This is a genomic window from Bacillus sp. 1021, assembly GCF_014534735.1.
GTDB classification, from domain to species: Bacteria; Bacillota; Bacilli; order Bacillales; family Bacillaceae; genus Bacillus; species Bacillus siamensis.
The window spans coordinates 351,239-377,895 of record NZ_JACVSR010000001.1; the positions used below are offsets into that span (position 1 = coordinate 351,239).

Sequence of the window (26,657 nt, forward strand, 5' to 3'; positions counted from 1 at the left end):
AGTTATGTTAATTCAGCCGTCTGACGTTGTCTCATATTCAGTTTATGATGAAGTCAAAAACAGGCCGGAGACGCTGCTTATACAGGACATTCTGGAGGCGGAAGCGGAAGCGGCCAGAATGGCGGGGCACTCGTTCACTGATCCTGTTTACTCACCGCTTCCCGAGAAGGTTAAGCTTGCGTTATTAAAGCTTTCTCAATATTTTGCGCTGATCAATCAGAATGAAGCCGCCGCTTCCGCCTATCAATCTGAAAAGATAGGCGACTATTCCTATACAGTGTCGGGGGAAGGCGGAATCCGAAAACCGGCGGTATACCATCTGCTCTGTGAATATATCGCGCCGGGCTATTCCCCGGTTTCTATAAGTGCTAAGGTGAGACCGTTATGAGCTATGAACGGCTGCTCACTGACAGATGCGATATTTATCATGAGACGGTGTCAGTTCCGAAGGCCGGGCGCTTCGGCATTCCCGCTGAAAAGCTCCAGCCTGTTTTTACTTATCCGGACGTTCCCGACGCTGAAGACGTGCCGTGCCTGTTTGTTGAAAAACAGCAGCGGCTTATTCAGCTTGCGCCTGATCATAAAGTATATCAGCGGTTTCTCGTTCATTTTCCGAAAGAGGCTGCAGTGCGTGTTAATGACAAAATCATTTGGGAAGGACAGGCGTATATTCTGGAAATGCCGAAGAAAGCAAGACAGCACCATTGGGAGGCCATCGCTGTGAGAGATGACAGACTATGAGCATAAAGAGCCTGGAAAAATGGAATCGGTCGCTGCAAAAGGCATCATCCGGAGAATTTGCCCGTCAGGCTGGCCGATGGCTGGAACAATCAGGGGAGGATTTTCTCGACCTGGTACGGGAGGAGCTTATGCATTCGGGAGGGATTGATACAGAAAACCTGCTGTCTTCCTTCCGAAAAGGAGCGCAGGATCATGTATGGATCATTGAAAACGGGGGACTGACCCTTGAAATCGGCACCAATGTAGAGTATGCCTCATTCATAAATGACGGACATTGGACCGTCTCAGATGAAAATGTCAGATGGGTGCCCGGGTATTTTCAAGGCTCCCGGTTCATCTATGATCCGTCAGCTTCAACCGGAATGGCGCTCAAAAAACAGTGGATCAGCGGGAATGGGTTTTGGGACAAAGCCCTTCTTATGTATGAAACCATCTTCGCCGGTTCGCTGGACAAGCGCTTCAATCAGTGGCTCAACACGTTAGGGGGAGATAACGGATGAATCGCGAGACCGGTTCAATCGCCGCTTTTTTGTATCAGCAGTGCGGCGTGCCCGTATATGAAAATGAACTGCCTGAACAATTTCAGGTGCCGTCCCTTTACATCCCGCCCCCGTATGTTTTTGACGAGAATGACACAGTCTCTACCTTTAAGAAGACATACAGTCTGAATGTGAAGCTGTTTCATGCTGACTCGGTGCAGGCGCTCTCTGCAGCCGACCGGATCGCTGATGCGGTGAGAGAATCAAGACAGATCATTCCGCTGCTTACGGAATCAGGAGAGGATACGGGTGATTTCGTCCGCATCAGCCGTATCGAAACAAGAGTCGGAGACAAAGGCGAGGCAGTGATCACCATCCGCTGGACGAGCCGCTACTACTATCAGAAACAAACATCTCCCGCACTGCGGGATGTGGACATTAACAGCGGGGTGAAACAAAAGTGAAAGAACATAAAAAGAAAAATGCCGCAACGGCAGAAAGAGCGGTTCTTTTTGACACGGCAGATTTAACAAAGCACGCGAAGGAGCTTTTCGGCGTAAAACCTGAGATTCTCCAGGGGGCTTTATTCGGCGTGAAGCAGAAACAAATGACAAAAGCGCAAGCCCAGACTTACATTCAAGCATTTTTAACCAAGGAGGTCATGCAATAATGAACGGCGGAACATTTACGCAAGGAAAAGAAAAAGAACGTGCCGGGATCTATTTTAACTTTAAGACAACTGCCCAGGAGCGGGTCACAATCGGTGAACGGGGGATTGTCGCCCTTCCCGTCGCATCTAACTGGGGGGAAGCGAAAACATTCGTCTCTATTTCAAGCATTGAAGATTTGAATAAAAAAGTAGGGCTCAGCATTGAAGATCCGTCACTGATTCTGCTGCGCGAGGCGAAAAAGAAAGCAAAAACCGTTTTGATGTACCGTCTGACAGAGGGAATCAGAGCGAGCGCCGATCTTTCGCAAGGTGTAAAAGCAACCGCTTTGTACGGCGGTTCAAAAGGAAATGACATCATCATCCGCATCAGTGAGAACGTCCTTGACCAGACTGCTTTCGATGTGACCACATACATGGATGAAGCGGAAGTTGACAAACAAACGGTGAAAAAGGCCGAGGAGTTAAAAGCGAACGGCTATGTCACATTCACGGGAACGGGCGAGCTGTCGGCTTCCATCCCGCTGACAGGCACTGACGAAGAGTCCGGAGAAACGTTAAATCCTCAGGCAGGCATCCGTCTTGCGGGAGGAACTGATAAAGCGCCGGTCAACTCAGACTATACGGATTTTTTAGCTGCGGCTGAAACGGAGAATTTCGATGTCATCGCTCTTCCTGTCGCGGATAACGATCAGCTGAAAGCGACATTTGCCGCATTCATTAAACGCCTTCGCGATGCGCAGGGACAGAAAGTGCAAGGGGTGACTGCCCATTACAACGGAGATTACGAAGGTATCATCAATGTGACTGAGGGCGTCCTGCTTGAAGACGGAACCGAAATTAAAGCTGAAGATGCGACCGCGTGGGTGGCAGGTGCAAGTGCCGCCGCTGCATTTAACCAATCCTTAACTTTCGTTGAATACGAAGGCGCGGTTGATGTGCTGCATCGCCTGACTCATGATGAAGTAATCGAACGCCTTTCCAAAGGTGAATTCCTTTTCTCTTATGACGCCCGTGATAAGTCAGTCAGCGTAGAAAAAGATATCAACTCATTGGTGACATTTACAGCAGAGAAAAACAAAAAGTTCGCGAAAAATAAAATCGTCCGTGTGCTTGATGCGGTGAATAACGATTTGACACGTGAACTGAAAGCCTTAATTAAATCGAAAAAAGGCACCGGAAGCGATCTTCCAGCGACAAACGACGGCCTTCAATTCGTCAAAACGATGATTATTCAATATTTGACAACGCTTCAGGATGCGGGCGGCATCGCTAACTTTGATTCAGATAAAGACATTACAATCGGCCTTAATGAAGACCGCGACGGCTTTTTAATTGATCTCGCCGTGCAGCCTGTGGATGCAGCAGAAAAATTCTACTTTAATGTGGAGGTAAACTAAGATGGCATTAAAAGCGCAAAACACAATTTCAGGAAAAGAAGGCCGTTTATTTCTCGATGGAGAAGAGATGGCGCATATTAAAACCTTTGAAGCAAACGTAGAAAAAAACAAATCAGAAGTAAACATCATGGGACGCCGCATGACGGGGCATAAAACGACTGGCGCCAACGGAACGGGCACGGCGACGTTCTATAAAGTTACATCCAAATTCGCCGTGCTTATGATGGATTACGTGAAAAAAGGCAGCGACCCGTATTTTACGCTGCAAGCCGTTCTTGACGACAAATCATCAGGCCGCGGAACAGAACGCGTCACCCTGTATGACGTCAACTTTGATTCTGCAAAAATCGCTGGACTGGACGTAGACTCAGAGGCGCTTGAAGAAGAAGTGCCGTTTACCTTTGAAGATTTCGATGTGCCGGAAAAGCTTTCTGAAACGTTTTAATCAAAATCAGTATGAATGAAACAGGCCTTGTACAGGCCTGTTTTTTATAAAAAAAAGAGTAAGGGAGTTTTCATCATGAGCGAAAAAAACGAACAAGTATATGATCTGTCATTCTTTATGCCGGGTAAAACAGTCGAAGCTGAGGAGATCCGCGTTCCGCTTTCAAAGCGTTTTGTCGATAAAAAAGGAAACATCGTGCCTTTTATTTTTAAAGCCATTACGACGGAACGCATTGATGAACTGGAAAAGGAAAGCACGACTTATAAAAATGTAAAAGGCAGAGGCCGCGTAAAAGACTTAGACAGCCAGCGTTTTTATGCGCGGATCGCAGTTGAATCTACGATTTACCCTGATTTCCGGTCTAAGGAGCTCCGTGATGCCTACAAAACGGCAGATCCGGTCGAAGTCGCAAAACGTGTTCTTTCAGTCGGCGGCGAATATGCAAATTGGCTGAATAAAGCGATTGAGATCAATGGTTTTGAAGATGAATTAGAAGATCTGGAGCAAGAAGCAAAAAACTGATAAAAGATGGGAATAAGGAAGCCGTGTATCTTTATTACGCGATGCACGAGCTTCATTATTCTCCATCAGAACTGAAAGAGTTATATGAAGCACCGAGGCATTTTAAGGCGCTGCTGTACGGTTTAATCGGTTACAAGCTGGACATTCTTGAAAAACAAGCGAAGAAAGGGGGAGCGACATCATGGCAAAGCTGACCGCCCGTTTTGAATTGGAAGATCGGGTTTCAAAGAAAATAAGGAAAATCCAAAATGGCTTCAGAGCGCTTGAGAAATACAGGAAAATGACAAAACGCCAAAGTGAAATTGATATACGCAAAGAGAGTAAATCTGTTTTAAGAACAATTGACCGCATTCAGCGCTCTATGAAAAGAAAGCTGGGCGCACAAACGATCTCTATTTCAGCTGAAGACGGAGCCAGTGCCGTCATTCAAAAGGTGCAAGCCCAATTAGCGGGTCTGCCTGCGTCTTTAACCATTAAAATAGGAGCAAAAGACAGCGCGACAGCGGCATTTGAGAGATTGCGGAATCTGGCTGCGGGTTTCAAAGGATTTACCGTTTCACTGTATGCGTCAGACGAAGTGACCCCTGCCATGGAACGCATCAAACGCTACATGCAATCTGCGTTAAAAAACGGGTACTCCGTCACTATACGCGTCATAGATCATGTCATGAAAACAGTCGGCCGAATTTCATCGGGCATTGATTCGCTGACGGGAAAAAACAATGTCATTCAATTATCGTTAAACGAAAAGGTGACAGCACAGCTGGCTGCAATGCAAAAGAATATGCCGGACTTCGGAAAAGCTTCTGCATCTGCTGCTCCTGCTTCGCCGAAAACCGATTTTTCAATGCTTGATTCCGTTGCAGACACCTTCATGAAAAAAGTCAATGACATCGCATCCAAGTTCTATCCGGAAACGATTATCGCGGAACTGGACAAATTCGCCGCAAACTTTATGAAAAAGGCAGACGAAATTGCAAGCAAATTCAGTCCGGAAACCATTTTAGCGGAGCTGGATAAGTTCACGACATCATTCATGGGAAAAGTGGATGAAATCGCAAGCAAATTCAGTCCGGAAACGATTTTAACCGAGCTGGATAAGTTCACGACGTCATTCATGGGAAAAGTGGACGAGATCGCGAGCAAATTCAGTCCGGAAACGATTTTAACCGAGCTGGATAAGTTCACGACGTCATTCATGGGAAAAGTGGACGAGATTGCGAGCAAATTCAGCCCGGTAACAATATTAGCCGAACTGGACAAGTTCACGACGTCATTCATGGGAAAAGTGGACGAAATCGCAAGCAAATTCAGCCCGGAAACGATTTTAACCGAGCTGGATAAGTTCACGACATCATTCATGGGAAAAGTGGACGAGATCGCAAGCAAATTCAGTCCGGAAACGATTTTAACCGAGCTGGACAAGTTCACGACGTCATTTATGGGAAAAGTGGACGAGATCGCAAGCAAATTCAGTCCGGAAACCATTTTAGCGGAGCTGGATAAGTTCACGACATCATTCATGGGAAAAGTGGATGAAATCGCAAGCAAATTCAGTCCGGAAACGATTTTAACCGAGCTGGACAAGTTCACGACGTCATTCATGGGAAAAGTGGACGAGATCGCGAGCAAATTCAGTCCGGAAACGATTTTAACCGAGCTGGATAAGTTCACGACGTCATTCATGGGAAAAGTGGACGAGATTGCGAGCAAATTCAGCCCGGTAACAATATTAGTCGAACTGGACAAGTTCACGACGTCATTCATGGGAAAAGTGGACGAAATCGCAAGCAAATTCAGCCCGGAAACGATTTTAACCGAGCTGGATAAGTTCACGACATCATTCATGGGAAAAGTGGACGAGATCGCGAGCAAATTCAGCCCGGAAACGATTTTAACCGAACTGGATAAATTCGCTGATTCGTTTATGAAAAAGGTAGACGGAATCGTGAGTAAATTCAGTCCGGAAGCCATATTGAAAGAGCTGGATAAATTCACTGATTCATTTATGAAAAAGATAGATGACGTTGTCAGCAAATTCAGTCCGGAAGCCATATTGAAAGAACTGGACCATTTTACTGATTCGTTTATGAAGAAAGTCGACGACGTTGTCGGTAAATTCAGTCCTGATAAGCTAATCGACCGCGCAGAACAATTTGTAAATGACACGATCGACCGAATTTCTGAGAAATTCGATTTTCTCAATCCGGATAAGATTCTGGAAAAAGTGGAGCAGTTTACATCCTCACTGTTCGGAGGCATTGATAAAAAGTTCGGCAAGTTCAGTCCTGATGCAATCATCGAAAAAGCTGAGGCATTTGTTGATAAAATTGTCGGCAAGATTGCAAAAAAATTTGAGAAATTCAGCCCGGACAAAATCATCGAAAAAGCCGGGGAATTAATAGAAAAAATATTCGCAGGCATCGCCGAAAAATTAGGCAAACTCAATATCGGCGGATTATTAGGCGGCGGCACGAAAAAAGAAAAGAGTAAGGGCGGCCTTTCTGCCGGCGGCGCCAACGGCCCGAAGCGTCCTGATCTGACAAAGGGTTCACAGCGCACGGCAACAGCGCCAAAATCTTCAGGAAAGTCAGCCAAAAAAACCGGCGGGGCTTTTGGGGGATGCTGCTGCTGTACCGGAGTGACAATGGGCAAAAGCAGTAAAGTCGAAGGGCGAAATAAATCTTCGAAAAAAGGCTCCTCTGTAAAGGAAAGCAAACAGGCATCTGTAAATACGCCGAAAACAAAAGGGGCAGGTAAAGGAATCGGCGCATTTTTGAAAGACTTGGGAGGTTCAAAGGCGCTGAAAGGCGGTATGAAAGGGTTGAAAGGTGCCGCTAAAGGAATTCCAGGCATAGGTGAATTGTTGTCACTTACTGATTTGGCCGGCATCAATAAAGAAAATGCAGGAGAAAAAGTCGGCTCGGCGGGAGGCGGTCTTGCCGGCGCGGCGGCCGGCGCAGCAATAGGCAGCGTTGTTCCCGGAGTGGGCACATTAATTGGCGGCGCAGTAGGCGGCATCGCCGGCAGTTTAGGCGGTTCCAGCTTAGGAGAGGCCTTTGATTCAGGGGCTCTGAAAGACACGTGGAATGATATTTCCGAAGCGGCACAAAGTGCTTGGACAACAATACAAGATACTTGGGGAAGCGTTTCATCCTGGTTTATGGAAAATGTATGGACGCCGGTTTCAACGGCAGTAGTCGGAGTGGCGACAAGCATTTGGTCAAATATCGTGAATGCGTGGACGACGATTCAAGGGATTTTCAGCACGGTGTCATCCTGGTTCATGGAAAATGTATGGACGCCGGTTTCAACGGCAGTAGTCGGAGTGGCGACAAGCATCTGGTCAAATATTGTGAATGCGTGGACGACGATTCAAGGTGTCTTCAGCACAGTATCCGGCTGGTTTATGAGCACTGTCTGGGAGCCCGTAAAATCGGCTGTAGTCGGAGTAGCGACGTCCATTTGGAGTAAGATCACAGGAGCTTGGGATAAAATTAAATCTGTTTTCAGTACGGTATCCGGCTGGTTCATGGATATTGTCTGGAATCCGGTGAAAAACATGGTGGAAAAAGTCGGAAAAGGAATATCAGACGCTTTCACGACTGCTTTAGATACGGTAAAGGATATATGGAAAGGGTTAAGCGGCTGGTTTGAGAAACATATAAAAGAACCTCTTGTAAAAGTGGGAACAGCCATATCAGATGCTTTTTCTGCAGCATTCGACTGGGTGAAAAAGATTTGGGATAAAACCGGCGGCAAATTGATTTCAGGCGTAATGGACTTCGTCACAGGAGGCGGAGATAAAAAGAAAAAACCGGACAAAAACGCCACAGGCGGCTACATTACAAAGCCGACCATTTCGTGGATCGGTGAAGCCGGTAAAGAATTTGTTATTCCCGTTGACAACAACCGCGGCCGAGGGAAAATGCTGCTTTCACAAGCTGCGTCTAAGCTTGGCATGCGTGTCGTCGACGATATGGGAGCGGCTTCGGCTCAGTCTTCCGCTGCACCGGCGGGAGCGGGCGGTGTTTCTTCTTCGGCGTCTGTATCGGCAGCTGCGTCTGTGGATGCTTCCGGATTTGCCGGGACGGCTTCATCACTCGGCAAACAGTTTACAGAAGGCTTTGACAGCGGGATCAGCAATAAAGCAGTGGATATGGACGGCTGGAAAGAGAAAAACATCGGTACGCCGTTTAACGCCCTCATTTCGTCTTTGCCCGATTACGGAAAGCAAGTCGTTGCGGGCTATGCGAAAGGTCAGAATACGTCACAGACGGGCACCGATTCGTTTTTAAAAACAAAGGTGAAAACACCTTATCAATCGGCGGTCAATCAATCGTCCTCGTGGGGCACCGCTACAGTTAAAGGATTTTCGGCCGGACAGAATGCAAAAGATACGGGAACCGCACAATACGTGAGCACACACATCAATAAACCGTTTGTGCAATCAAGAGATTCTGCGAACGGCTGGGGGTCAGGCCTGATCGGACACTTCGTATCAGGGATGAATGCGAAGGGAAGCGAAGTCAAACAGGCGGCCAAAGATTTGGCCAAAAAAGTCGAGGACGCATTCAGGGAAGAGCTTGATATTCACTCTCCTTCCCGTGTCATGATGAGTCTCGGACGCTTTGCTTCAGTCGGCGTCGTCAAAGGGCTCAGCTCAGTTGACGTGAAAAAATACGCCGAAAAACAGGCAGGCTCGCTTGCAGCGGCCTTTTCCGGCATGGGTGCAGCGGGAGGAAGCGTCAAAGAGTGGCTATTGGCCGCAATGAAAGCGACCAATACTCCGATCAGCTGGCTTCCCGGATTAATGACGATCGCACAGAATGAATCAGGAGGCAACCCTAATTCCATTAACTTATGGGACAGCAACGCCAAAGCCGGACACCCGTCACAGGGTTTAATGCAGACAATTCCGAGCACCTTTGAATCTCACAAAGCGCCGGGAATGAATGATATCAGAAATCCAATCCACAACGCCGCTGCCGCCATCGGCTATATTAAAAGCAGATACGGCTCGATCAACAATGTGCCGGGGATTAAGAGTATGGCGCACGGCGGCCCATACGTCGGTTATGCCAACGGAGGTCTGATTACGAAGGAGCAGATCGCCCGTGTCGGCGAAGGGAACAAACGGGAGTGGATCATCCCTGAAGAACGGGGCATCCGCGGCCGTTATCTGCTTCAAAAAGCGGCTCAAGCGCTCGGCATGGAAGTGTCCGATCCGTCCCAGACGGAACCCGCGGCGCTTTCAGCCGGCACGGTTTCCGCAGCTGTTAAAGGCGGCGGACAAACCATGCAAAAAACGGGAACAAAAGAGATCAAAATCGAATTCAGCGGCGATCAGCATTTCCATAACGGACAGGACGCCGACAGCCTCGCTGCCAAAATCAAACAGGCGCTGATTGATGAACTGCAAAAAGACATTTATACCGGAGCAAAGGGGGCCGTTGCTTTTGACTAAATCTGTTTACGAATTTTGGCTGTCACAGGGGAAGGACAAGCTCCGGCTTCCCGTTCTCCCTGAAGCGATTGATATCGCAAACAGCGTGCAGAATGATTCCGTGAAAGTCACGGGTCTTGGAGAGGTGACGTTTATTGAAGAACCGGGAGCGAAAGAAATTTCGTTCTCTTCTTTTTTTCCGAAACGATACACCCCGATTGCCGAATATCAAAGCATCCCTTCGCCGGAAAAAGCCATTTCAGCTATTGAAACATGGATGAAAGCGAAAAAACCCGTTCAGTTTTTAATTACAGGAACAAAAATCAATGTTACATGCAGTATTGAAAGTTTCAATTACAGCGAAGGTGACAATGAAATCGGCGACCGGAATTTTGATATCGTACTGAAAGAATATAAAACTGCTTCGCCAAGAAAAATTAAACAAAAGAAAAAAACGAAAGCGAAGCGCCCATCCAAAGCTTCACCCAAAACATATACCGTCAAAAAAGGGGATACGCTTTGGGACATCGCCGGCAAGTTTTACGGAAACCACACGGAGTGGCGGAAAATCTGGAACGCGAATAAAACCGCCATGATTAAGCGCAGCAAACGGAATATCCGGCAGCCGGGGCATTGGATCTTCCCGGGGCAGAAGCTGAAGATACCGCAATGAAACGGGTGAGAAGATGATTGAACTATTTGTTATAAAAGAAACGGAGTGGCTCGAGCTTGTCACGGAAAGCGTAACGCTGGAAGGACACAGATATCAGGCGCCCCGCTCCATCGAAGCGACAATTGTCGTAAAGCAGGGCAGCCAGACGTATTACGGCGTATCAGAAGGGGATACGGTTTTGTTCAAATGGAACGGAAAAGAGCTGTTCCGCGGCATTGTCTTTGCAAGAACGCCGGATGAGCATACCGTCGCCTTCACCGCATACGATATGCTCCAATACCTTGTGAAAAACCAGGACGTTTATGTGTTTTCCAACAAGCGCGCCGATCAAATATTAAAAAGGATCGCCAGCGATTTTCAAATTCCCGTGACATCCATTGCCAACACAGGGCATACCATTAAATCACTCGTTTTCAAAAATGATACAAGTCTTTACGATATGATGTTAAAAGCGTTAAAACAGACAAAAAGCCAGACGGGCCGCAATTATCAGCTCTATTCAGAAAAAGGCAGACTCGGCTTGCGTGAATGGCCGGACCCGTCTGATATTTGGGTGCTGGAAACAGGAGTTAATATTACAGGGTATCAATACAGCACTTCAATTGATGATACCGCAACCCGTGTCGTCATGCGGCTGCAAAAAGACGATAAAACCGTGAAAGCTTCCGCGTCAGACAGCGCGGGCATGAAAACATTCGGCGTTTTACAGTATACCGAAACGGTTTCTGACGACATTAACGAAGCCCAGCTGAAACAGCGTGCAAAAGTGAAGCAGGCTGAGAAAAAAGGCGTAAAGAAAGAGCTGAAAAATATACAGGCGATCGGCATTCCGGGGTTGGAAAGCGGATTGCCGGTCTATATCTCAATTCCGGAAATCGGGCTGAAGAAAACTTATTATGTAGATACGGACCGCCATGAATTCCAAGGAACAAAACATATCATGACGATTGATGTCACGGAGAAAAACTCACTTCCGGAGGGGACATCCTGATGAGATTAAGCGATGCTATTAAACATTTAGCCGTCGGGGCGGTTGACGCCGAAGCGCCGGTGGAGCTGATGACGGCGGAAGTGACCTCGGTTTCGCCGCTCGAGCTGAAGCTGAAAGATCACGACAAACTTTTGATTCCGTCTGATGCACTCATTGTGCCGAAGCGGCTGAAATCCGGCGGAGATGATCAGCTCCAGGCAGGAGACCGGGTGATGACCGCCGCATTAACAGGAGGACAGTCCTTTTTTGTGCTGGATAAAATCTAACCGCATTCGATGAATGCCGGGAGTGTGACTTTGAAAATTCATCCGTCTGGACAGAAATGTATTAAAGATATCAGCCTGTTAAAGCCGCTTCTTTTTCTGAAGAGGGCTTTTTTACATGAATAAATCAAAAAGGAGCGGGTGCCAATGGCACTGACACCGGAAATCGAATTTGAAGATTTGGAGGATGCGAGTGAGGCCATTGAAACTTCACAAACCTACCGAATTGATTTTGAAAACAACCGGATTACCAATGAACTGATAAACGGACTGGATGCCATCAGACAATTCGTCTATATCGCTCTTCACACAGAACGGTATTCATATTCGGTTTTCAGCCATGATGTCGGTAATGAACTGCAGGAAGTGCTTTCTGATCAGAACACGACGGATGCTTATAAAAAAATGGAGATTCCAAGACTGATAGAAGAAGCCTTGCTGTATGATGACCGGATTTTGGCTGTTGCCAATTTTGAGATTGAGAAAAAAGATGATGCCTTCATCGTCTCTTTTACCGTTGAAGCGGATGAGGGCATGCTTGAGATAGAGGAGGTGCTGGGAGAGAATGTTTGAAGCTCAGACGTTTGACGGCATTATGGACAGAATGCTGGCGCGCATTACGGCGGATATTGATACGAGAGAAGGAAGCGTCATTTACAATGCGCTCGCGCCTGCGGCCGCTGAGCTCGCAAAGTCTTATATTTGGCTTGATACCGTGCTGGAGCTTGTTTTTTCCGATACGGCTCAAGGAGAATTTCTGGACAGGCGGGCTGCCGAAGCGGGAATTGAACGAACACCTGCCACAAAAGCGGTCAGAGCCGGAGAATTCACAGCGGGCATCACCATTCCGACAGGCTCCCGTTTTTTCGTCGACAACCTGTATTTTCAATATACAGAGGATGGAACGCTTGAATGTGAAACGGCCGGAGAAGCGGGGAATGCCGGCATTACAGGTCAAAATCTGCTGCCGCTTGATACGATTCCCGGGCTTGAGAAAGCGGTCATGGGCGATATATTAATTCCCGGCCGTGAGGAAGAAGATGACAGCAGCTTAAGGACACGATATTTTACCCGAGTCCGCCGGGAGGCAGTCAGCGCAAATAAACAGCATTATAAACAGTGGGCTGAAGAAGTGGACGGTGTCGGCAGAGCGAAAATCTTCCCGCTTTGGAACGGAGACGGAACGGTGAAAGTTGTCATTACAAATGCGAATTTGGAACCGGCATCAGATATTCTGATCAAGAAAGTAAAGGATTATATTGACCCGGATGAAGGCCAGGGAGAAGGCCAGGCGCCGATCGGAGCTGCAGTAACAGTGGAAAGCGCGGTATGGAAAGAGATCGAAATCTCCGCTTCCGTGCTGCCTGAACTGAACAGCTCGATCGATGACGTGAAAGCGGAGATTGAAAAAGGCATCCTGAATTTATTTAAGAAAATGGCCTTCGAAGAAAACACCGTCCGCTTATCACAAATTAACAACATCGTTTATAACGCGGCATCCGTCAGTGACTACGCAGATATCAAAATGAACGGTGCGGCGGAAAATCTTGTGCTCAGTGATGTGGAAATTCCTAAACTCAAAGGGGTGACAATCCTTGAGCAGACTCGATGAGATGACGGCATATCTCCCGCCGTTTTTAACTCAATTAAAAGAGATGGCGGAAATTCTTGAGGCGGAAGCTCCCGAGTTTGAGCGGCAGAATAACGATATTTTCGATTTGACAGACCAGCTTTTTATTACGACGGCGACGTGGGGGCTTGACCGTTGGGAAAAAATATTAAAAATACCGCGGGAGTCAGGTGACACGGAAGACATGAGACGGCTCAGGCTGATCTCGAAGATGTCGAATATTCCGCCCATCACCCATCAAGCGATCGAACAGGCGCTAAACCGTTTTTTAAAACATCCGTCAGCTTACGTTCGGATGTTTCCGGGGGAATATCGTTTTTATGCCGATATGGAGTTTGATGACCTGCAGCACATGAACGACCTGATTGAAACGCTTGAAAAAATCAAACCCGCTCATTTGGCGTATACACTCAGAGCCGCATTAAACGAAACACTGGAAATCAAAGACCGGGTCATTCTCAACAATCGGAGATACCGAAAGGTCAGTGAACTGAAGATCGGTTATTCCGTCACACTCAACAATAACGAGGTGGTCTTACCATGATATCAGCCGCTTACAGACAGCGTGCGGCAGCCGATTTGAAAAACAGGATCACAAAAGTGCTGTTAAACGGCAAAGAAACACCGATTGCGGACATTTCTGTAAAAGATGCCGCAGTCACCGTTCTCACACGCAGGGAAGAAGACATTAAACATATTGAAACCGTGCAGATGCTTGACGAAACAGGGAGCATCATCACAGAACGAAAAACAAATTTGGACCTCAGCAATAACAGAACGCTTGATTTAAGATTTACTTTTGAGGTGGTGTAACGATGGCTTACGAAGAAAAAACAGACTGGCTCCCGGACGATCCGATTAACGAAGATGACGTCAACCGCTGGGAAAAAGGCATAAAAGACGCACACACGGATCTGGCGGCCCATAAAAACGACATGAACAACCCGCACAAAACGACAAAGGCGCAAATCGGCCTCGGAAACGTGGAGAACGTCCAGCAGGCAGCAAAAAAAGATTTCGACCAGCACAATCAAGATCAGAACCGGCATGTGACGATAGCTGATAAGGATAAATGGGATGCAGGACAGCTGTTTAAAATCACTGCCGATAATGGCACTCAGAAAATCAATTTAACTTCCGGCTCGTTTTATGACTCGTTAAAAGACGTTGGTTCTGTAACTTTTTACGGAACCAATGCAGTAACAGACAACCCGTCAAATACGAGCCTGCGCGGTATGCAGTTAGTGGGGCAGCCTGGAATAGGTAATGGTTATGCCGTAGACGTGAAGGGTAACGCATGGTGGTTTTACTATAACTCTAATCAAACAGCAATCAATTGGTATCCTATAGAGTCTACAACTGATGTGCAATCAAAGATAGATGCCCATGCTAATAAAACAGATATTCACGTAACAAAAACTGATAAAGACAAATGGAACAATTCGCAGTTAAATAAAATTTCGAATGATGACGGCCAGCCGTTATTAAATGTCACAACTGATCTTCATGCTGAACTGTTAAACTATCCGTCATTAACCTATTTCTCATATGAAAAAACTGCGGCGAATACCCCGCCTTCAGGCGGACGCGGGTTTTGGACCTGCAGCGTCGGAAAGTCATATGGTCATGTTCTTGCCATGACAAATGACAACAGAACATTTCGTAAGTCTTTGGCAAATAACGTTTGGAGTGATTGGGTTGAGTTGGACAGCACAGAAGATGCACAAAAACTAGTAGACGCTCACGCCAATAAAAAAGACATCCATGTCACACAGGCGGATAAAAATATGTGGAACGGCGGGCAGCTTTCCAAAATCACAAACGACAGCGGCGGCATTCTTCTCGCGATTGGTGATGAAGATAACTTTCTTGAAAAAATTGTGAAAAACGGCAGGGCGTTCGGCACCTTTTATTCAACCGGCAAAGCGGCAAACAGTCCGAGCAATGCTTCGACCCGCGGCATGTTTCATTTTACCTCTCTTGACAGTGAGGGAAAGGGAACGTTTGGGTATGTCATTGCCATCGATTATAAAAATAATATGTTCACGAACTATTTGGATTTGAACTTGGGCTGGCAGGGCTGGAGGCGGATCGTTACCGAACTTGATACTGAAAATGTTCCTTGGGTAAATGTTCCTTATAAAAATGGCGCTAAGTCAGGAGACAGGCCGCTTCAATATCGCAAAGTGGGAAACACCCTTCACCTGAACGGACACGTTCTTACGGACAGAGAAGTGGTATTCGGGAGTGTGCCATCCTCTTGTGCGCCGGCCAAAGGCGTTGTGACTATGGTCGCAGCCAGCGGCACCACCGGTTACAGTAAGATTGTTATTTATTCTAATGGAGATATGAAGCTGACGGGAATTATGGCCAATATAGAAAATAATGTTAACGGCTATTACATTGATCTTGTTGTGGCCCTCACGTAAAGGAGCGAGAATATGAAATTAATATTTCCGTATGACAATGACAACATTTATACAGGCAGTCCGGTTGAGCTTTATCCGGATTCTGAGACAGGAGATTATATAATGCCGGCTAACGCTGCGGACTTTCCGCCGGAAATAAACGGCGAAGGCATGTGGCGCCCATTTTTTGATGAGGAAAAACAAGAATGGGTGGAAACGGCTGATGAAGCATATAAAAACAGCTTAAAAAAAGACATGGCCCCAGATTCAAATTCATTAAACCAGCTTGCGGGCCTCGGCGCGCAGCTGGCAAATGAGAAATTGGCCAGAAAAGCAGCCGAACAAGCACAGCAGTCACTCGGCGTGCAAATAGCATCTTTAAAACTGGAACTCTTAAACGTAAAAGGAGAATGAAAAAATGAAGAGACTTAACTTTTGGGTTTACGCTTTGTTTTATAAGTGGGCCTCAACAGAAATGGTCAAACAGGCTATGGGCTATAATGACTGTTCTGCCGAAGATCTGGCTGAAGGGGTGGCCGCGCACTATATCACCCCTGAGGAATTTCAAGAAATAACGGGTGAAACATACGAAAACTATAAAAATGCTGTGTCATAAGCCAAACGGCTTTTTTTATTTGTCATTTTTAAAAAAGGAGGATGGCCAATGATAAAGCATTCATTTGAATTTCCCGCTGATCAACTTGGCAGGCCAGGCGCCGTAAAAGCTTATCGCGGTAACAAAAACGATTATGCCACACCGGTTGCTGATTTGTCCGGAATGGCAGAGCTGCTTACCAACACGCCGCTGCAGGCAATTGAAGTTTACAGCCAATTCGGACAAGACCGTTTAGGGGCCGTCTTAATAGACAGAGCACAGGGTTGGGCTTATTCGGACCGCAGCGGAACTCTTTTTATCGAAGAGAGCGAAGATAACAATTCGTGGACAGCTTCACATTCTGTCACAGTCAAAGGCGGAGTGCTGACCGCTTCGGGGTGGGTCTGCCTGACAAAAAGATATTACCGGTTCCGTTTTGAAAATGGAAATCAAAAGCAGTCCGAATTTGTTTTATACCAATCCGTCGGTACGGGCGGTGATATGGCGTTTTCATATACAGACGTGATTTTTCATGAAGATGCAGCAGAGGCGGGCGAGGGGGTCATCTTCTCAGCGGGCGCCTGGAAAAAACTTCTCGTCGAAATCACCGGCACGGCTGAGTCGGGCCATGTCGCGTTTTGGGGAAGGTCTATCTCGGGGAAAAATGTGCCGATCAGGGGAATCAGATCTGACGACGGAACCTCAGCCGCCGGCACGTCAGGCACAGGAGAAGTGTGGTTATTTGATATTGCCGGCTTTAAAGAAATCGTCATGGAAATCAAGAGCATTTCCGGCGGCAGCCTGTCTGTCAAAGGCACGGCATTTTCTTAAGAATGAAGCTTCCGAAGGGAGGTGAGAACAATGTAAGAGGGGGGAGCGGAAGTGCTTCTGGATGAACAAGCGGTGCAAAAAGAATTCGCAGGCATTAAAGGTGAACAAAAGGTGCTTGAACAGCGGGTGGCCGCATTAGAGCGGGTATCCGACCGGCAGGATCAGCAAATCATGACGCTGAATGAAAAACTGAACAAAATTGACGAAAACACAACATGGATTAAGCGGACCATTACAGGAGCGATCGTGACAGCAATCTGCACGGGCGTCATTGGCGGAGCCATCGCCATCATGTACAATCTGCTGCAAAAGTAAGGGGGAAAACCGATATGAAATTCGCGGACAAAGGCACGGTCGTCAGGACGGTGCTTCTTTTGCTTGCTTTATTAAACCAGACTTTGCTGATGTTCGGCAAATCGCCGCTTGATATTCAGGAGGACCAGGTCAGCCAGCTTGCAGATACACTGTATGCCGCCGGATCGGCCGTTTTTACGATCGTAACGACAGCCGCAGCCTGGTTTAAAAACAATTACGTCACTGCAAAAGGGAAAAAACAGCAAGCTTTATTAAAAATAAACAATTTATCGAAATAGGAGAGATGAGAACATGGTGAAAATCACACAGGATTTTATCCCGGCAGGAAACAATAACCGCCCCGGCTATGCAATGACACCGATTTACATTACGGTGCACAATACGGCCAATACCGCAGCCGGCGCTAACGCCAAAAGTCACGCAAACTATGTGAAAAACCCCGATACGCCGACAAGCTGGCATTTCACAGTCGATGATACGGAAATTTATCAGCATCTTCCGCTCAACGAAAGCGGATGGCATGCCGGAGACGGAAACGGGGACGGCAACCGCAAATCTATCGGTATTGAAATTTGTGAAAACGCCGATGGCAACTTTTCAAAGGCCGTGGCAAACGCCCAATGGCTCATCCGCACATTAATGACGTCGCACGGCATCCCGCTTTCAAATGTCGTTGCGCACAAGCATTGGTCAGGAAAGCTTTGTCCGAGAAGACTGTTGGATACATGGGACGAGTTTAAAGCGGGAATCGGTTCTGAGGAAAGACAGACGTATACTGTTCAAAAAGGAGATACGCTGTCGGCCATCGCGCGAAAATTCGGCGTCAGTGTGGCTGATCTTCAGAAATGGAATAACATCGCAGACCCGAATTTGATTAAAGTCGGACAAGTGCTGTTTGTCAGCCCGCCGGTTGAAGCACTGTATCCTCTTCCAGATGAGGTGATTCAGCTGACAGAGCCGTACACGTCCGGTGAAAAAGTATACCAGGTGCAAAACGCGCTCGCCACGCTTTATTTTTATCCTGAAAAAGGAGCTGTCAATAACGGCATTGACGGCATCTACGGACCGAAAACCGCAAATGCCGTGGCCCGATTCCAATCTGTAAACGGACTGCCGTCTGACGGCATCTACGGTCCCGCTGTAAAAGCGAAAATTCTGATGCAGCTTTAAAAAATAAAAGGCTGGGTCCCGATCACATTACGGGATTCAGCCTTTCTTCTTTTTTAATCGGTTCAATAGCCCGAGACTCCTCGCCCGCATCCTCAGAGAATAAGCGGAAAGCCCGAACCGTCCGTAATCCACAAACTTTACGCGCCTTACAATTTTCTTCACATCATCACCTGTCGCATCTCTTTGTTGTTTTATTATATGAAATATAAGGAAAAAAGGAATAAGGACAAGAGCCGTGTCTCCTGTCCTTAGTGTAATCAAGCTTTTTTTTGTTTATACTTGTCAATCAGCCGTTCGTTTTCTTTGAAAATTCTGGCGGTATGAGGGCTGACCTGGTAACTTGCGATACTTGTCATTGAGCGTTTTTTAAACATTTTGAACGGTTTCGCTCTTTGTTCCGGCTGCCCGTTTTGAAATGCCTGCTCCATTATCCGTCACCTTCCTCTTCTATTGGCAGCATTAAATCATAAATGCTTGTTAGCGATGTGAAAAGCAAATAATCGAATTCCGTCAACAGGTTTTCTGACGTCAGTTTGATCACATAATGGCGGTCCTGGACTGTAAACGGAATAAGCACAAGCCTGCCCTTTTGATCATAGTAGACGTCTTTTCGGTTAAGGCGGGACTGAACGTCTGCCGCATCAGGCATATGCTCCGTCAAGCGGTCCTTATCCGACTGTGCCGAATAGTCGCACAATGAAGCCGTGACATTCATTTTTTCTGCATAAGCGGCCAGCAGTCTGCTGATGCCTTCTGCATAAGCTTCTGTACTTCCATAATATACATGGATCGGTTCATTTTTCAACAGATATTGATAGGTTTTCAGTTTTTCAAGATAGGAGTGAAGCATTTCATTGTTTTCTTCCAAAATCTCCCTTGTATCCGTCTCTAATTCATTGCCGGCGAGCTTTTTGATATATGCGCTCAAAAAGATAAACGCATCAATAAGAGCAAAGCAGACGGCAACAATCAAATATTGTCTCCATGCGGAAAAGAGCGATTCGGGATCATATGTCCAATAGACCATGGAGCCCAGTACAAATAGTAAATACCACGTTTTACGGATGGCAAACATTTTTTCTTTTACCTTTGCCTCAAACCGCCAGGATGCGTACACATATAAAATGAGTGCGGCGGCCATCGTCCACACCATGATCTGAAAAAACATGAGCATGAGCATCCCTCACAATTCGAAAAATGGTCTGCTATGTTCATTCTATGTCATGACATCATTTTCCTGTCACAAAAAAAACCGCTTCTGTAAAGAAGCGGATGCCGTCATTAGAAAAAGAGATCTAAGATGAAAAAGGCGATGGCGCCGAGTGTACCTGCAATCGGCAGGGTGATGACCCATGTAATGAGCATCCGTTTAGCCGTTCCCCAGTTTACGCCTTTTACGCGGTGGGAAGCGCCCACACCGAGAATGGAAGACGAAATGACGTGCGTCGTGCTGACAGGGAGATGAATAAACGTGGCCCCGAAAATAATGGCTGCGCCGGTTAAGTCGGCAGATACGCCGTTTACCGGACGGATTTTCATAATTTTACCGCCGACGGTTTTAATGATTTTCCAGCCGCCGATGGATGTGCCGAGACCCATTGCCAGGGCACAGGAGAGCTGCACCCAAAAAGGAATCGCATCACTTTTATGTAAATTGGCCGTCATAAGCGCCATCGTAATGATACCCATCGCTTTTTGCGCGTCGTTTGTTCCGTGTGTATAGGACTGAATGGCAGCCGTCAAAATCTGCACTCTGCGGAAGCGTTTATTTGTTTTCGCCAGATTGCTGTCTTTAAAAATCAGCTTCACGATCGAATATACGATAAAGCCGAGAACAAAGGCGATGATCGGTGATAAAATAAGTGCTTCGATAATTTTAATGAACCCTTTATAATTAAGCGTCGCAAAACCTGATGCTGCAATAGCCGCACCGGCGATCGCTCCGATAATCGCATGTGAAGAGCTGCTCGGAATGCCGAAATACCATGTGATCAAGTTCCAGGCGATTGCGGCGAGTAAAGCAGCAAGAATGACAACCGATCCGTTGTCTAATGTATAAGGATTCACAATATCTTTCGTAATGGTTTTCGCCACACCGGTAAACGTCATGGCTCCGAGAAAGTTCATGATGGCGGCCATGATAATCGCGTGCCGCGGCTTCAGCGCTTTTGTCGAAACTGAGGTGGCGATTGCGTTGGCGGTATCGTGAAATCCGTTAATGAAGTCAAATACCAAAGCGCAAATGACAATTAATATCGTTAAAAGTAATAGAGTATCCATTATAACCCCTCGTTACGCGTTTTTCATAATGATGGTTTCAAGGTTATTGGCAACGCTTTGGCAAGAGTCGGCAATTTCCTCAAGCGTTTCGTAAATCTCGCGGTACTGAATCACTTTAATCGGATCGGTTTCTGTGCCGAACAGATTTTTTAATGATTTTCTGTGCAGGTTGTCACAGTTGTGCTCATACTCTTTAATTTTGATGGCGTGAGGCTGAATGTCCTTTAAGCGGTTTTCTGCCAACAGCTCAGTTGCAATTAAAATTTCTTTCGCACATTCTCTAATGTATCCGCTGAATTTGTCGATATGCTCGTCTGATGAAGTAATTGAGAAAATCTCCATCATGGCAGAGAAATGTTCAATTCCGTCAAGCACATCATCCAGGCTGTTTGTCAGCTGAAGGATATCTTCGCGTTCAATAGGAGTGATGAATGCTTTGTTAAGCTCTTTAATCATGACATGAACATGATTGTCACCTTTTGTTTCGTATTCTTTTAACGTATCTGCAAATTCTTTAAGTGTTGTTTGGTTTGTGACTTTAAAGTTCACAAAGTACTCTGCAGTTTCATCTATATTTTTTGCGATTTCTGTTAAAAGGAGTGAGAACTTATCTTTTTTTCTTTTTATCATTAAAAACCCTCCATTGTTTGAATGAGACAATGCACACATCAAATTATTATATAGCCTTTTGTCGAAAAAAAACAGATGAAGTCGAAAAAAACGCCTCTTGATTTTTTCGTAAAAACGTGTCTCATCCTGTTTTTCTTATGTTACCCACTTTGCCAAAAAAACGTAACATACTTCGAATTCAGACATCTTGCTTAAAAAGTATAACAAAAGATGTGAATTTGCTGTCAACTTTTGCACGTGATTTTGCCGAAAAAAAACGGCTCCCGTAAAAGGAACCGTTTTTGTCAGTCATTTCTGCGGTTTTTCAGCCAAAAATAAAGCGGGAGTCCGGCAAGACCGATCAAGATGGAAAGCCCGCAGCTCAGTGTATCTGTAATGATCGTGCTGATCAGTACAAACAGTGAACCCGCTATGGCCAAAACAGGAATGACCGGATACAGAGGCACGCTGTAGGCGCGCGGCTTTCCGCCGCTTTTTTTTCTTAGGATGAAAACGGCGAAAAAGGCCATGACGTAAAAAATATAAATCATGAAAATAGAGATTTCAGACAGCTTATCAGGGTTGCTGATGATCATAAAAATAATGGCCAGCGCGATCTGAAATGACACGGCAATCCAAGGAGTGCGGAACGTCGGGTGCACCCGTGAAATCTGTCCGGCAAACGGCAGCTGTTTCCGTTCCGCCATTGCAAACGAGACACGCGGAAAAGCGAGAATCTTTCCGTTTAAACAGCCGAAAATGCTGACGATGATCCCGACGCTGATCAATTTTCCTCCGATACCGCCAAACAGCATTCCCGCAGCGGTGCCTGTGGCATTTTCACCGAGTTTGACAATGTCGGTCGCGGGAAGAATGTGCAGCAGTGCGAAGTTAATGAAAAGATAAATGGCGGTGACAACCAAGAGTCCGCCCGTCATCGCTCTCGGGAGAAGCTTTTCCGGGTTTTTCATTTCACCGCCGAGAGCCGCAAGCAGAATCCAGCCGTCATAGGCAAACAAGGTAGCCAGTATGGCAGCGCCGAAATTCATTTCTGACATGCTGCTTGTAACGGCTGTGAAAATATGCTGATCGCCTTTCCAAAGGCCGAACACAATCATGCAGATAATCGGAATCAATTTGCCGACCGTCGTAATTCCCTGGACGATGCCGCCATATTTCGTTCCGATAATATTAATGATGCTTAAAAACAAAACGGCTGCAATTCCGATCAATTTAGACCAGCCGGAATCCCAATTGAACAAGTGCGCCATCAAAGAGCCGAAATACAAGCCGATTGCTCCGATAATCGCGGGTCCGTAAATGATGATTTGCACCCAGCCGCACAAAAAGCCCCAAAATTCGCCGTACACTTCTTCAAGATATGTATAAAGTCCGCCCGTTTTCGGAATCTGAGTGCCGATTTCCGCAACGGTCAGGCCGCCTGCTAGCGTCAAAATGCCTCCTAACAGCCACGCGATAAGCGCGGTTTTTGCATCACCGGAGTAGGCAAGCACGGCGCCTGGTTTCATAAATACGCCGGAACCGATGATGGTGCCGATAACAAGTGAGAGGGCGATGGTAAGGCCGATCTCTTTTTTTAGTCCGTTTTCTTCAATCTGCATATCCTTTCCCTCCAGATGTAAAATCGTCATGCTGAAAAAACTATTTTCCATATTGTAAACCCTAATTGCTGAAACACGAATAAAATAAATTTTCTGATTTCGGATTTTGGCTTAAAAACAAAGGTTTTCGCTTTTGGTAAGGAAAATATCTTATTATAAAAACGAACATTAAGAGTTTTAAAATTTCTATAGTTCGTTATTTTGAAGGCGGAAATGTGCAGACCGTCGGCAAAGCAGATGTGTTGACTTTATGCTCCGGATAACATAAATTGTATATATAAAATATCTCGAAATCGAGATAATTGAGTGGAGGATAACATAATGAAAGTTAACGGAATACACCATGTATCAGCAATGACGGCTGATGCGCAGAAAAATTTAGATTTCTATCGGGACATCCTGGGACTGAAACTTGTGAAAAAGTCCGTAAACCAAGATGAACCGACGATGTATCATTTGTTTTACGGTGATGAAACAGCAAATCCGGGATCTGAATTGACGTTTTTCGAAATTCCGCGGATTGCGCCGTTTCATGCGGGAACAAACAGTATTTCTTCAATCGGCCTGCGTGTCCCGGATGCACAAGCGCTGCAATATTGGAAAAAACGATTCGAAGAGCATCAGGTCGCTCATGGCGACATCGTGACAATAGCGGGCAGAGAGACACTCGCTTTTCAGGATCATGAAGGACAGCGGCTTGTATTGACGGCTGACGAAAAAGGAAAAGACATCGGTGAAGCGGTAAAACAAAGCGGCATTCCGGAAGAATATTCTTTCCGCGGTCTTGGTCCCGTTGAATTGACTGTCCCGTATGCGGAGCCGACGCTGCGTGTGTTAACCGATGTGCTCGGCTTCACTGAAATCGGAAAAGAAACCCATGAAGACCGGGGCACAGTTACAGTGCTGGAATCAGGAAACGGAGGCGCGCGCACGGAAGTCCATCTGATTGAAAGAAACGATCTTCCGCGAGAGCGTCCGGGGAAAGGCAGCGTCCACCATGTGGCCTTCCGCGTTCAGAATGAAGAGGAGCTTGCTTTATGGCACCGCATCATTACAAAAGAAGGTTTCAGCAACTCAGGCATCGTAGAGCGTTATTATTTCAAAGCGCTGTACTTCCGGGAACCGAACGGAATTCTGTTTGAATTGTCAACGGACGGTCCGGGATTTATGGTTGATGAAAAACCTGAGGAGCTCGGCAAAACGGTGGCGCTTCCGCCTTATCTCGAACACCGCCGTTCTGAAATAGAAGCGCGGCTGAAACCGATTCAATAAATCAGGAATAATGACAGATGCCTCCCGGCTTGAGGGAGGCATCTTTTTTTGCTTTCTAAAACCGTTTTGTCATTCTTTTTACCCATTTGTAAACGGCAAAATAATTGTCTTTGTTTATTAATAAATTTTTCACATTTGGTTGTTACACTTGTTCAAAGTTCAACCAAAGGAGTGAAAACACAGGTGAAAATGAAAAAACGCGAGATAGACGCAGTCTTAATCCTCATTTTACTCGCTTCCGCATTCTTGAATATGTACAACATCTGGAATGACGATACGGTGAACCCTTATTACACCGCAGCGGTAACGAGTATGCTTCAAAGCTTTCATAATTTCTTTTACGCTTCATTTGACGCAGCCGGATTTATTACGGTAGATAAACCGCCTGTTACATACCAGATTCAAACGATCAGCGCGCTGATATTCGGTATGCACGGGTGGAGTGTCATCCTGCCTCAAGCATTGGCGGGTGTAGGCTCGGTTCTGTTCATGTACTTATTAATAAAGCCGACGTTCGGAAAAACGGCGGCCCGCATCGCCTCATTTGTCATGGCATGCACCCCGATCGCTGCAGCGGTCGCGCGGACAAACAATGTCGATGCTTTACTGGTCTTTTTCCTGCTGTTCGCCACATGGCTCCTCTTTAAAGCGATTCGAAAAGGAAAACTGATTTGGCTTCTGGCGGCGTTCTTTGTCGTCGGGGTAGGTTTTAATACAAAAATGCTTCAAGCTTATATGATTTTACCGGCTTTCTTGCTGTTCTATATGATTGCGGCAAACACAACCATAAAGAAAAAAATCATTTCATTGGTAAGCGCGCTGGCCGTATTAGCGGCTGTTTCGTTATCGTGGCCGCTCATTGTTGACAATATCCCTGCCGGCAAACGGCCATATGTCGGAAGCAGCCAGACCAACTCCGTATTGGAATTGGCTTTCGGATATAACGGGATTCAGCGGCTGACAGGCCAAAGTTCGGGCGGCGGTCAGGGCATGCTGCACGGAAACGCTTCGAAAGAAAAGGCTTCTTCCGCCGGTTCATCACAAATGCAGGCGCCGCCCGGACAGTCTTCAAGCGAAGGCAAATCACAAAACGGCAACATGACGGAACCTCCATCTAACGGGCAAATGCCAAGCGGCGGTCAAGGAGGCCCTCCAAGCGGCGGAGGAAAAGGAGGCGCAGGCACCAGCTCAAAAATGCAATCAGGTTCAGGAATGTTCGGTACGGGAACCCCCGGTCCGCTGCGGCTCTTCCAACAAGAATTATCTGATCAGATCAGCTGGCTCCTGCCGTTTGCGATTTTTGGAATGGCCGGTTTACTGATCGCCGGGGCGAGAGAAAGAAGAAGATTGTCAGAAGAACAGAAGGAAACGATCTTTTGGGCAGCGTGGCTAGTGCCGATTGCCGGATTCTTCAGTGTGGCGGAATTTTTCCACCATTATTATCTCATTATGCTGGCCCCTCCGATTGCTGCTCTTGCTGGTGCAGGATGGGTCGCCCTCGTTCATCTGTACCGCACGGAGACAGGCTGGAAGTCTTGGCTTCTGCCAGCCGCCATTCTTGTGACAACCGGATTTGAGCTGTTTATCCTCAGAAACTGGATTGATCAAATCGGCGCAGGTTGGAGCATCGGTGTTGGCGTTATCGGAGCTTTGTCTGCAATCGCTCTGTCCGTGTTCAAACAGCGCCAAAAACCGCTCAGTTATTATCTGTCACTTGCCGCTCTTCTCGTCTTGCTGGTGATGCCATTATATTGGGCGAGCACACCGCTTCTGTACGGGGGCAACAGCTCATTGCCTGAAACAGGCCCCCAGCTTGCGTCAACAAGCGGGAAAGGCATGGGAATGAATAACGCCTCTGTAAATAAAAAACTGATCAACTATTTAGAGAAACATAACACCGGAGCGGACTATCTATTTGCAACAACGGATTCCAACACCGCGGCGCCTTACATTATTAAAACGAAAAAAGCGGTCATGGCGATCGGCGGATTCAGCGGATCTGACCCGGCCATCACGCTGACTCAATTTAAAAAGCTCGTAAAAGAAGGGAAAGTAAAATACTTCTTAACATCCGGAATGGGCAAAGGCGGAAACAACGAAATTGTTGAATGGGTTGAGAAAAACGGTAAGAAAGTATCTTCAGATAAATGGCAAACAAGCACAGATCAGAAAACGAAAAATCATGATGCAGCTGATACAAAGCGCAGCAAGACCGCAGGTGAAAACAGCCGGATGGGCGGCGGCCCCGGCGGAATGAATCAGTCAGCTTCACTATACGAACTGCAATCTGATGAATAG

General features: G+C 46.6%; 32 protein-coding genes. 26 read left to right on the forward strand and 6 right to left on the reverse strand.

Annotated features, from left to right (window positions below; translation table 11 throughout):
• The first annotated feature begins 4 nt into the window (after positions 1–4).
• The 24 genes from yqbG to ICW23_RS02075 all read left to right on the forward strand — a co-directional run bounded on the left by yqbG (position 5) and on the right by ICW23_RS02075 (position 18,576).
• Positions 5–388 carry a protein YqbG gene (yqbG, locus tag ICW23_RS01960; protein ID WP_188153948.1) on the forward strand — a complete coding sequence of 128 codons (384 nt, stop codon included), beginning with the start codon at positions 5–7 and terminating at the stop codon, positions 386–388.
• On the forward strand, positions 385–741 hold the full coding sequence (locus ICW23_RS01965) for a DUF3599 family protein (RefSeq protein ID WP_016936448.1): 357 nt from the start codon (positions 385–387) through the stop codon (positions 739–741). The genes yqbG and ICW23_RS01965 overlap by 4 nt, the downstream gene beginning before the upstream one ends.
• Positions 738–1,241: an HK97 gp10 family phage protein gene (locus ICW23_RS01970; RefSeq protein ID WP_188153949.1), complete on the forward strand. Its 504-nt coding sequence runs from the start codon at positions 738–740 to the stop codon at positions 1,239–1,241. The genes ICW23_RS01965 and ICW23_RS01970 overlap by 4 nt, the downstream gene beginning before the upstream one ends.
• Positions 1,238–1,684: a hypothetical protein gene (locus ICW23_RS01975; RefSeq protein WP_016936446.1), complete on the forward strand. Its 447-nt coding sequence runs from the start codon at positions 1,238–1,240 to the stop codon at positions 1,682–1,684. Before ICW23_RS01970 ends, ICW23_RS01975 begins: the two co-directional genes overlap by 4 nt.
• Positions 1,681–1,890: a YqzN/YkzM domain-containing protein gene (locus ICW23_RS01980; protein ID WP_016936445.1), complete on the forward strand. Its 210-nt coding sequence runs from the start codon at positions 1,681–1,683 to the stop codon at positions 1,888–1,890. Before ICW23_RS01975 ends, ICW23_RS01980 begins: the two co-directional genes overlap by 4 nt.
• Positions 1,890–3,287: a phage tail sheath family protein gene (locus tag ICW23_RS01985; RefSeq protein ID WP_016936444.1), complete on the forward strand. Its 1,398-nt coding sequence runs from the start codon at positions 1,890–1,892 to the stop codon at positions 3,285–3,287. The genes ICW23_RS01980 and ICW23_RS01985 overlap by 1 nt, the downstream gene beginning before the upstream one ends.
• A gap of 1 nt (position 3,288) precedes the next feature.
• Entirely contained in the window at positions 3,289–3,732 is a 444-nt protein-coding gene (locus tag ICW23_RS01990) for a phage tail tube protein (RefSeq protein WP_003154837.1), read from the forward strand.
• A gap of 75 nt (positions 3,733–3,807) precedes the next feature.
• Positions 3,808–4,254: a phage tail assembly chaperone gene (locus ICW23_RS01995; protein ID WP_003154836.1), complete on the forward strand. Its 447-nt coding sequence runs from the start codon at positions 3,808–3,810 to the stop codon at positions 4,252–4,254.
• A 41-nt stretch (positions 4,255–4,295) separates the two neighbouring features.
• A complete protein-coding gene (locus ICW23_RS02000; RefSeq protein WP_015239684.1) occupies positions 4,296–4,448 on the forward strand; it encodes a hypothetical protein in 153 nt (50 codons plus the stop codon).
• The gene (locus ICW23_RS02005; RefSeq protein ID WP_188153950.1) at positions 4,436–9,721 is read left to right on the forward strand and encodes a transglycosylase SLT domain-containing protein; all 5,286 of its coding nucleotides are present in this window, start codon (positions 4,436–4,438) and stop codon (positions 9,719–9,721) included. The genes ICW23_RS02000 and ICW23_RS02005 overlap by 13 nt, the downstream gene beginning before the upstream one ends.
• Entirely contained in the window at positions 9,714–10,373 is a 660-nt protein-coding gene (locus ICW23_RS02010; protein WP_016936442.1) for a LysM peptidoglycan-binding domain-containing protein, read from the forward strand. The genes ICW23_RS02005 and ICW23_RS02010 overlap by 8 nt, the downstream gene beginning before the upstream one ends.
• 13 nt (positions 10,374–10,386) lie before the next feature.
• On the forward strand, positions 10,387–11,364 hold the full coding sequence (locus ICW23_RS02015; protein ID WP_188153951.1) for an XkdQ/YqbQ family protein: 978 nt from the start codon (positions 10,387–10,389) through the stop codon (positions 11,362–11,364).
• Positions 11,364–11,630 (forward strand): DUF2577 family protein, encoded by a 267-nt coding sequence (locus ICW23_RS02020; protein WP_016936440.1) that lies wholly within the window; start codon positions 11,364–11,366, stop codon positions 11,628–11,630. Before ICW23_RS02015 ends, ICW23_RS02020 begins: the two co-directional genes overlap by 1 nt.
• Positions 11,631–11,774: 144 nt before the next feature.
• Complete coding sequence (locus ICW23_RS02025; RefSeq protein WP_188153952.1) at positions 11,775–12,200, forward strand: DUF2634 domain-containing protein; 426 nt, start codon at positions 11,775–11,777, stop codon at positions 12,198–12,200.
• The gene (locus ICW23_RS02030) at positions 12,193–13,239 is read left to right on the forward strand and encodes a baseplate J/gp47 family protein (RefSeq protein ID WP_045925716.1); all 1,047 of its coding nucleotides are present in this window, start codon (positions 12,193–12,195) and stop codon (positions 13,237–13,239) included. The genes ICW23_RS02025 and ICW23_RS02030 overlap by 8 nt, the downstream gene beginning before the upstream one ends.
• Entirely contained in the window at positions 13,223–13,801 is a 579-nt protein-coding gene (locus tag ICW23_RS02035; RefSeq protein ID WP_188153953.1) for a YmfQ family protein, read from the forward strand. Before ICW23_RS02030 ends, ICW23_RS02035 begins: the two co-directional genes overlap by 17 nt.
• Entirely contained in the window at positions 13,798–14,070 is a 273-nt protein-coding gene (locus ICW23_RS02040; protein WP_016936435.1) for a hypothetical protein, read from the forward strand. Before ICW23_RS02035 ends, ICW23_RS02040 begins: the two co-directional genes overlap by 4 nt.
• A 2-nt stretch (positions 14,071–14,072) precedes the next feature.
• On the forward strand, positions 14,073–15,686 hold the full coding sequence (locus ICW23_RS02045; RefSeq protein WP_188153954.1) for a hypothetical protein: 1,614 nt from the start codon (positions 14,073–14,075) through the stop codon (positions 15,684–15,686).
• Positions 15,687–15,698: 12 nt separating this feature from the next.
• The gene (locus tag ICW23_RS02050) at positions 15,699–16,079 is read left to right on the forward strand and encodes an XkdW family protein (RefSeq protein WP_099744360.1); all 381 of its coding nucleotides are present in this window, start codon (positions 15,699–15,701) and stop codon (positions 16,077–16,079) included.
• A 4-nt stretch (positions 16,080–16,083) separates the two neighbouring features.
• The gene (locus ICW23_RS02055) at positions 16,084–16,281 is read left to right on the forward strand and encodes an XkdX family protein (protein WP_045925711.1); all 198 of its coding nucleotides are present in this window, start codon (positions 16,084–16,086) and stop codon (positions 16,279–16,281) included.
• A 48-nt stretch (positions 16,282–16,329) separates the two neighbouring features.
• A complete protein-coding gene (gene xepA / locus ICW23_RS02060; protein WP_016936431.1) occupies positions 16,330–17,091 on the forward strand; it encodes a phage-like element PBSX protein XepA in 762 nt (253 codons plus the stop codon).
• A 51-nt stretch (positions 17,092–17,142) separates the two neighbouring features.
• Positions 17,143–17,406, forward strand: coding sequence for a hemolysin XhlA family protein (locus ICW23_RS02065; RefSeq protein ID WP_003154815.1), 264 nt, complete (start codon positions 17,143–17,145; stop codon positions 17,404–17,406).
• A gap of 14 nt (positions 17,407–17,420) precedes the next feature.
• Positions 17,421–17,684 (forward strand): phage holin, encoded by a 264-nt coding sequence (locus tag ICW23_RS02070; protein ID WP_016936430.1) that lies wholly within the window; start codon positions 17,421–17,423, stop codon positions 17,682–17,684.
• Between the two features lie 13 nt (positions 17,685–17,697).
• Positions 17,698–18,576 (forward strand): N-acetylmuramoyl-L-alanine amidase, encoded by an 879-nt coding sequence (locus ICW23_RS02075; protein ID WP_016936429.1) that lies wholly within the window; start codon positions 17,698–17,700, stop codon positions 18,574–18,576.
• Positions 18,577–18,612: 36 nt separating this feature from the next.
• Here the strand turns inward: ICW23_RS02075 and ICW23_RS02080 are convergent, their stop codons facing one another.
• From ICW23_RS02080 to ICW23_RS02105, 6 genes are all read right to left on the reverse strand, one after another.
• Positions 18,613–18,771 (reverse strand): hypothetical protein, encoded by a 159-nt coding sequence (locus ICW23_RS02080; protein ID WP_176465383.1) that lies wholly within the window; start codon positions 18,769–18,771, stop codon positions 18,613–18,615.
• Positions 18,772–18,833: 62 nt separating this feature from the next.
• Complete coding sequence (locus ICW23_RS02085) at positions 18,834–19,004, reverse strand: type II toxin-antitoxin system SpoIISB family antitoxin (RefSeq protein ID WP_003154807.1); 171 nt, start codon at positions 19,002–19,004, stop codon at positions 18,834–18,836.
• Entirely contained in the window at positions 19,004–19,750 is a 747-nt protein-coding gene (locus ICW23_RS02090) for a type II toxin-antitoxin system SpoIISA family toxin (RefSeq protein WP_188153955.1), read from the reverse strand. Before ICW23_RS02090 ends, ICW23_RS02085 begins: the two co-directional genes overlap by 1 nt.
• A gap of 107 nt (positions 19,751–19,857) precedes the next feature.
• On the reverse strand, positions 19,858–20,856 hold the full coding sequence (locus ICW23_RS02095; RefSeq protein ID WP_064778777.1) for an inorganic phosphate transporter: 999 nt from the start codon (positions 20,854–20,856) through the stop codon (positions 19,858–19,860).
• Between the two features lie 12 nt (positions 20,857–20,868).
• The gene (locus ICW23_RS02100) at positions 20,869–21,486 is read right to left on the reverse strand and encodes a DUF47 domain-containing protein (RefSeq protein ID WP_016936426.1); all 618 of its coding nucleotides are present in this window, start codon (positions 21,484–21,486) and stop codon (positions 20,869–20,871) included.
• A 284-nt stretch (positions 21,487–21,770) separates the two neighbouring features.
• Positions 21,771–23,087 (reverse strand): APC family permease, encoded by a 1,317-nt coding sequence (locus ICW23_RS02105; RefSeq protein WP_029575218.1) that lies wholly within the window; start codon positions 23,085–23,087, stop codon positions 21,771–21,773.
• A 321-nt stretch (positions 23,088–23,408) separates the two neighbouring features.
• Between ICW23_RS02105 and ICW23_RS02110 the strand changes: the two genes are divergently transcribed.
• Both ICW23_RS02110 and ICW23_RS02115 read left to right on the forward strand, forming a co-directional pair.
• The gene (locus ICW23_RS02110) at positions 23,409–24,359 is read left to right on the forward strand and encodes a ring-cleaving dioxygenase (RefSeq protein ID WP_016936424.1); all 951 of its coding nucleotides are present in this window, start codon (positions 23,409–23,411) and stop codon (positions 24,357–24,359) included.
• A gap of 183 nt (positions 24,360–24,542) precedes the next feature.
• Positions 24,543–26,657: an ArnT family glycosyltransferase gene (locus ICW23_RS02115; RefSeq protein WP_188153956.1), complete on the forward strand. Its 2,115-nt coding sequence runs from the start codon at positions 24,543–24,545 to the stop codon at positions 26,655–26,657.